Annotated in this window: 7 protein-coding genes and 1 pseudogene; 6 read left to right on the top strand and 2 right to left on the bottom strand. The window is 59.5% G+C overall.

Translation table 11 applies throughout. From position 1 onward, the window contains the following. Positions 1–202 precede the first annotated feature (202 nt). The 6 genes from dusA (at position 203) to ACE3TQ_RS00015 (ending at position 5,021) form a co-directional block, all read left to right on the top strand. Complete coding sequence (gene dusA / locus ACE3TQ_RS00040; protein WP_374580031.1) at positions 203–1,147, top strand: tRNA dihydrouridine(20/20a) synthase DusA; 945 nt, start codon at positions 203–205, stop codon at positions 1,145–1,147. Between the two features lie 357 nt (positions 1,148–1,504). After that, positions 1,505–3,223 (top strand): methyl-accepting chemotaxis protein, encoded by a 1,719-nt coding sequence (locus ACE3TQ_RS00035; protein WP_374580030.1) that lies wholly within the window; start codon positions 1,505–1,507, stop codon positions 3,221–3,223. A 47-nt stretch (positions 3,224–3,270) separates the two neighbouring features. Further along, complete coding sequence (locus tag ACE3TQ_RS00030) at positions 3,271–3,603, top strand: energy transducer TonB (RefSeq protein WP_374579839.1); 333 nt, start codon at positions 3,271–3,273, stop codon at positions 3,601–3,603. A 52-nt stretch (positions 3,604–3,655) separates the two neighbouring features. Further along, complete coding sequence (locus ACE3TQ_RS00025) at positions 3,656–3,970, top strand: energy transducer TonB (RefSeq protein WP_374579838.1); 315 nt, start codon at positions 3,656–3,658, stop codon at positions 3,968–3,970. A gap of 63 nt (positions 3,971–4,033) precedes the next feature. Next, a complete protein-coding gene (locus ACE3TQ_RS00020; RefSeq protein WP_374579837.1) occupies positions 4,034–4,597 on the top strand; it encodes a hypothetical protein in 564 nt (187 codons plus the stop codon). Between the two features lie 82 nt (positions 4,598–4,679). Further along, positions 4,680–5,021: a hypothetical protein gene (locus ACE3TQ_RS00015; RefSeq protein ID WP_374579836.1), complete on the top strand. Its 342-nt coding sequence runs from the start codon at positions 4,680–4,682 to the stop codon at positions 5,019–5,021. Between the two features lie 213 nt (positions 5,022–5,234). On the opposite strand, the gene ACE3TQ_RS00010 is transcribed toward ACE3TQ_RS00015, so the two are convergent. Continuing rightward, a complete protein-coding gene (locus ACE3TQ_RS00010; RefSeq protein ID WP_374579835.1) occupies positions 5,235–5,675 on the bottom strand; it encodes a hypothetical protein in 441 nt (146 codons plus the stop codon). A gap of 79 nt (positions 5,676–5,754) precedes the next feature. Beyond that, positions 5,755–6,245, bottom strand: a pseudogene (locus tag ACE3TQ_RS00005) (hypothetical protein); the annotation flags it as partial.

Below are 6,245 nucleotides of genomic sequence, written 5' to 3'. Positions count from 1 at the left end.
TCGTTTCAGTCGTTCTAGCTTGTCTCGTTCGATTTGTTGATAAAACATTATTTTGATCAGTGACGCATTATCCTGCTTATTCAGCTCCCCCACCCCAGGGTGGACATTTCTGCCTGTATAATGTGCAGCCTTCGATTTTTTGCTTGCCATTATGTCCTCGTCGATCACTCCTAAAGCTTCCCGCCGCCTGTCCGTGGCGCCGATGATGGATTGGACTGACCGCCATTGCCGCCATTTCCATCGCTTGATCTCGCAGTACACCTGGCTCTATACGGAAATGGTGACCACCGGGGCGCTGGTCTATGGCGATGTGGAGCGCCATCTGCGCTTTAATGAGGAGGAGCATCCGGTGGCGCTGCAGCTGGGCGGCTCGGATCCGAAGGATCTGGCCATCTCCGCCAAATTGGGCGAGAAGTGGGGCTACGATGAAATCAACCTGAATTGCGGCTGCCCATCCGAGCGGGTGCAGAAGGGGGCCTTCGGTGCTTGCCTGATGTCGGAGCCGGAATTGGTGCGCGATTGCGTCAAGGCGATGAAGGATGCGGTGCAGATCGATGTCACCGTCAAGCACCGTATCGGCATCGATTATGAGGAGAGCTACGATTTCGTGCGCGATTTCGTGGGCACCGTGGCGGAGGCCGGCTGCACGACCTTTATCGTGCATGCGCGGAATGCGATCCTGAAGGGCTTGTCGCCCAAGGAGAACCGCGAAATCCCGCCGCTGAAGTACGAGTACGCCTACCAGCTGAAGAAGGATTTCCCGCAGTTCGAAATCCTGATTAACGGCGGCATCAAGACCCTGGAGGAGATCGATGCCCACCTGGAGCACGTCGACGGCGTGATGCTGGGCCGCGAGGCTTACCATAACCCTTACCTGATGGCGGCTTTCGACCAGCGCTATTACGGCGCCACCAGCGCGCCGCGCTCCCGCCAGCAAGTGCTGGAGGCGATGATCCCGTATATCGAGGAGCAGCTGGCGCAGGAGGGTGGCCGCGGCTTGAAGATCAATACCATCACGCGCCATATGCTGGGCATCGCCCAGGGCTTGAAGGGCGCCCGCCAATACCGCCAGACTTTGTCCGATGCCAAGCAGTTGGCAGCCGGTAATCCGCGCATTTTGTTGGACGCGTTCGCCCGAACCGCGTAAACAAAAGAAATCCTGCGCATTCACTTCTGTTTGCGCTTGCGGCTGAGCTTTTTCCCCAAAGAAAGTTCGTTTGCCCACAATTTGAGCAAAATTTGCTTGCCGTGTGGAAACCTCAGGACTATAATTTCGCTGATACACACATGCTATCTACGGTTCCTACCGTGTGTTTTAGGGATGAAATACGACAGGTTTCATCCCGCGGCGAAAGCGATCTTTGCATTCGCAGTCATAGTTTGCTACTGTCGCTACTTGCGTAGCAGCAAGGGTCAGTGGGTGTGGTAAATATTTTTTACCCATCTTAGGCAGTCAACAACCGTGTCACTTCTATAAATAAGAGCCGAAATGAATTTGAGTAAAATGAAGGTAGGGACCCGTCTTGGTCTCGGTTTCGCACTGGTACTGGCGTTCCTCGTCATTATCACCATCGTCGGTATCTGGCGCATGGCTCAGATCCAGGATCGCCTGGATCATGTAGTAAGTGTTAACTCTGTCGCTACCCGCCTGGTGGTTGACATGCGCAACAACGTTGAAAACGTGAGCGACCTGAAGATCCTGACCCTGATGTCCGAGCCGTCGGACATGGAGCCGGAGCTGGCGCGCATCAACAAGCAGCTGAAGGACTATGAAGAGTCCCATGCCAAGCTGAGCGCCCTGTACTCGAAGGATGCGACTCCTGAAGAAAAAGCCCTGCTGGCGCAGGTGAAGGAGCAGCAGGCGGTGGTGCTGCCGGCGGTGAAGAAGGCGTCCGAACTGTGGCTGGCGAATGACGCCCTGGCCGCTACCAAAATTTACCTGAAAGAAGTCCGTCCAGCGCAGAAGAAGTGGATGGAAGCGCTGACCCAGCTGGCGGCACTGGAAGACAAAATCAACGAAGGCATGAAGGTGGAAGCCGCTGAAGGCTTTGCCTCCGCCCGCCTGTTCATGATCATTGCCGGCCTGGCCGCTGTGGTGGTGTCGATCTTCGCTGCCTGGGTGATTACCCGCGGCCTGCTGAAGCAGCTGGGCGGCGAGCCTGACTACACCGCTTCGATCGCTGGCGCCATCGCCAACGGCGACCTGTCGGTGAGCATCGATACTTCGTCGACCGACAAGGATTCCCTGCTGGTTGAAATCAAGGAAATGCGCGACAGCCTGGTGGAAATCGTGGGCCAGGTTCGCCAGGGCACCGAGACCATCGGCACCGCCTCGCGCGAAATCGCCGCCGGCAACATCGACCTGTCGTCGCGTACCGAAATGCAGGCTTCCAACCTGGAGAAGACCGCTTCCGCAATGGAAGAGCTGACCTCGACCGTGAAGCAGAACGCCGACAACGCCCGCGAAGCGAACCAGCTGGCAGCTTCCGCCTCCGACGTGGCACTGAAAGGTGGCCAGGTGGTGTCGCAAGTGGTTGAAACCATGAGCTCGATCAACGAATCGGCCAACAAGATCGTCGACATCATCGGCGTGATCGATGGTATCGCCTTCCAGACCAACATCCTGGCGCTGAACGCTGCGGTGGAAGCCGCCCGTGCCGGCGAGCAGGGCCGCGGCTTCGCTGTGGTGGCGTCCGAAGTGCGTAACCTGGCCCAGCGTTCCGCTGGCGCTGCGAAAGAAATCAAGTCCCTGATCGGCGACTCCGTCGAGAAAGTGGAACGCGGTTCGAAACTGGTGGGCCAGGCTGGCGTGACCATGGACGAAGTGGTTGCTTCGGTCCGCCGCGTGACCGACATCATGAGCGAAATCGCTTCGGCCTCGCAGGAACAGAGCGCCGGCATCGCCCAGGTGAACCAGTCCATCATCGAGATGGATGCCATGACCCAGCAGAATGCTGCGCTGGTGGAAGAAGCTGCTGCCGCTGCGCAGTCGCTGCAAGACCAGGCTGGCGAACTGTCGCGTGTGGTGTCGATCTTCAAGCTGGATGCTGAAGCCGAATATGCGCTGACCGCCAACAAGCCGGCCGTGACCCAGACCGCTGTCGCCGTCGTGCCGAAGGCACCGGCCAAGCGTCCAGCCGCTGCCGCCAAGCCGGCTGCCGCTGCGGCACCGAAAAAAGTTGTTGCCGCTACGGCCGGCAGCGACGAATGGGAAGAGTTTTAAACATTGGGCATAGACCCGCGATTTTTTAAATTTTGATTGGGATTGAAATGAACAAGCGTCTGATTGGTTTTATCGCAGCATCCATCGTTTCCGCCTCCGCGTTCGCGGCTGATACCCCAGCAGTGTTCGATGCCAAGAACTGCAAGGCCGAATACCCAAAGGCTTCGCTGATGAACGAAGAGCAGGGTTCGGTAACCATGTCGTTCCTGGTTTCCGCTTCCGGTGAGGTGCTGGATTCCAAAGTGGACAAGTCCAGCGGCTTCAAAAACCTGGACAAGGCTGCTGTGAAAGCCATCAGCGCATGCAAGTTCAAGCCAGGCACCAAGGATGGCGCTGTAGCCCAAACCTGGACCAAAGTCGATTACGTCTGGTCCCTGTAATCCTTTCATTCTCATTCATTAGGGGAACATCATGATTACGAAGTTGAGTGTTATGGCAGTAGCGCTCGCAATGGGCGCATCGGCATTCGCCGCTGAAGTACCGGCATCGTTCGATGCCAAGAATTGCAAGGCTGAGTATCCAAAAGCATCCCTGATGAATGAGGAGCAGGGCACTGTCAGCATGTCCTTCCTGGTGGCCGCCAACGGCGACGTCAAGGATTCCAAACTGGACAAGTCCTCCGGCTTCAAGAACCTGGACAAGGCCGCCCTGAAGGCGCTGAGCGCGTGCAAGTTCAAGCCTGGCACCAAGGACGGCGCACCAGCCGAAACCTGGACCAAGGTGGACTACGCCTGGAAGCTGGATTAATCCAGTCGCCCTGATACAAGAAAACGGCCCCTCGCGGGCCGTTTTTTTGTTAATCTAGCCACCATGAAATTACTGTTTCTCGTCCCACTAGCCGGGGTGCTGCTTTCCGGTTGCTCCATGTGGCGCAATCCGCACGATCCGGCCCACAACAAGCAGTATGTGGTGGTCGTCAATGCCATGACCTGGCCTAACTCGGCCACGGGCCAGGTTGATGGCAGGCGTACCGTCTGGCCACTGGAGCAATTGGGCAACCATGAGGAAATCTTCCCGCTGGCCCAGCTCAAGCACTGCCCGCCGGCCCTGCCTTGCGCCTGGGGCGTGCTGAGCGCGTCGCGCAACGTCACGCGCTACAACTACGAAGCGGGCGGGGTGACGCTGGACCTGGGCATGACGGTGGACGTGCACCGCCGCCAGCAGGACCGGCGCCGCAATTCCCATACCTCGATTGCCGTGCCGGCGGACGTGCCGGCCATCAGCTACCAGCGGGTGCTGCAGGAGTCGGTATCGCTACCGTATGGCAAGGTCTACACCGTCGAAATGGACTACGGCATCAAGTACCAGCTGTGCGCGCAGCGCATGGATGCGGCGGGCAGGCCGCTGGACAAGTGCGATATTCCGCCGATCTGACGGCAGTGCTGTAAGCGTTTGTAAAAGCGGCGGCGCCGGCGCGAAATTTCCCTATAGTTGAATACTGGGAAGGAGAATTCCGATGAAAACTTTGATGATCTTGCCGGTGCTGGCCCTGGGCCTGGCCGGTTGCGCCGTCCAGCAGCCTGCGCGCTATGCTTCGGGCAATCCATATGAGTGGCAGACGGTGTCGGTCACGCCGGTGCCCTATGGCACGGCGGCGCGTGCCGGTGCGCCAGTAACCTATTCAAGCGAGCCTGTGTACGTGCAGCAGCAGCCGGTGTACGCGCCGCAGCCCGTGTATGTGGCGCCGCCGCCAGTCTATGCGCCGGCGCCGGCCTATGTGTATCCGCCGGTGACGATCGGCTTTGACTTCCTCTTCACTAACCGCCATTGGCGTGGCCGTGGCCATCGCCACCGCTGATCAGTGGAAGAACGGTGCGACGTGCATCAGCACGTCGGCTGAGCACAGCAGCCAGGTTGCGGAGGCCACCAGGCTGAGCAGCACGGCGCTGCTGGCGTAAGGATGGTGGGACATGATTTTGCTCCTGCCTAAGATTTGACATCATCTTATCCAAGAGCAAACAAAAAAGGCATCGGATGGTTGCCGATGCCTTTGTAGGACTATTGCTCGTCTTTACTTTTTACCCCACAGTACCACCGGGCCTGCGGGCGCCGTGTCGAGGGCATTGGACTGGGCCAGCCATTCGGTGACGCGCTCCGGTTCTTTCAGGGTGATGCCGGCGCCGTCGATATAGCCGACCAGTTCCAGGAACTTGGCGTCGATCTTGGCCTTGGAGACGGTGGGCGCCACCATGACCATGCGGTCGTACGCCTTGCGCGCCTTGTTTTCCCATTTGTGCAGGCTGGATTCGTCGAAGCGGTTGGCCTCATAGTAGACCGTCAGCGAGCCATCCGGGTTGCCGAAGCCGACGATGCCGGCGCCAAAGCGGATGGTGGTGGAACTCCGTACATCGAACAGCTCAGTCGGCACAAACACGCCGGCGCGACCGCCAACCGAGGGCAAACCGACGGGCGTATCTTTGCTGTAAGTAGTTAAATCTTTCAACTCCGACATGGCTTCTTCCATTCATGCAAAATTTTTTCAGCCATTATTTTAGCGCCAAACTAATGCCGGAGGGCAAAGCACCAGTGGATTAATTTTGCGGCAGGGCGCGCAGCCGCGAGCGCTGCGTCGGACGCAACAGTATGCGTTGCGGCGGCTCGCGCAGCAGCGCCAGGGCGGCCTGCCCGACGGCCTCCGCTGCCGGCGCCGTGCTGCCGCGCGCGGCCACGCCAAGCCACACCAGGTGCGGGCCGTCGCCGCGCACCGGCAGCTGCGGGAAGTTGTTGGGCATGTCCAATGTTGCCAGCAGCCCGGCCTGCTGCCAGCCGGCCACATGCCAGGCGGCGAAGGCGGGCGCGGCCAGTTCGGCGAAGCGCTCCAGCGCGCCGGGCTGCACGGCGTACAGCATGGCCACGAGGGCGCCTTGCGCGCCATCGGGCTCGCGCAGCGGGTCGACCGCCTGCAGGGCCGGCACGCCGCTGCCCGCATGCAGCGGCCGCAGCAGCAGTACATTGTCGCTGTCGGTCTTGACTTCCTCCTCGCCCTCGGCCTTCGGCCGCCGCCTACGCGGAAAGGACGAGG

This window comes from Pseudoduganella sp., assembly GCF_041914865.1.
Lineage (GTDB): Bacteria > Pseudomonadota > Gammaproteobacteria > Burkholderiales > Burkholderiaceae_D > Rugamonas.
The sequence above is the reverse complement of the archived record's forward strand: the minus strand, read 5'-3'. Positions and strand labels throughout refer to the sequence as shown.

What these genes read in the sequence shown, in the direction of transcription:
- dusA (WP_374580031.1), top strand. Translation starts at nt 203, where the DNA reads ATGATGGATTGGACTGACCGCCATTGCCGCCATTTCCATCGCTTGATC.
- ACE3TQ_RS00035 (WP_374580030.1), top strand. Translation starts at nt 1,505, where the DNA reads ATGAAGGTAGGGACCCGTCTTGGTCTCGGTTTCGCACTGGTACTGGCG.
- ACE3TQ_RS00030 (WP_374579839.1), top strand. Translation starts at nt 3,271, where the DNA reads ATGAACAAGCGTCTGATTGGTTTTATCGCAGCATCCATCGTTTCCGCC.
- ACE3TQ_RS00025 (WP_374579838.1), top strand. Translation starts at nt 3,656, where the DNA reads ATGGCAGTAGCGCTCGCAATGGGCGCATCGGCATTCGCCGCTGAAGTA.
- ACE3TQ_RS00020 (WP_374579837.1), top strand. Translation starts at nt 4,034, where the DNA reads ATGAAATTACTGTTTCTCGTCCCACTAGCCGGGGTGCTGCTTTCCGGT.
- ACE3TQ_RS00015 (WP_374579836.1), top strand. Translation starts at nt 4,680, where the DNA reads ATGAAAACTTTGATGATCTTGCCGGTGCTGGCCCTGGGCCTGGCCGGT.
- ACE3TQ_RS00010 (WP_374579835.1), bottom strand. Translation starts at nt 5,675, where the DNA reads ATGTCGGAGTTGAAAGATTTAACTACTTACAGCAAAGATACGCCCGTC.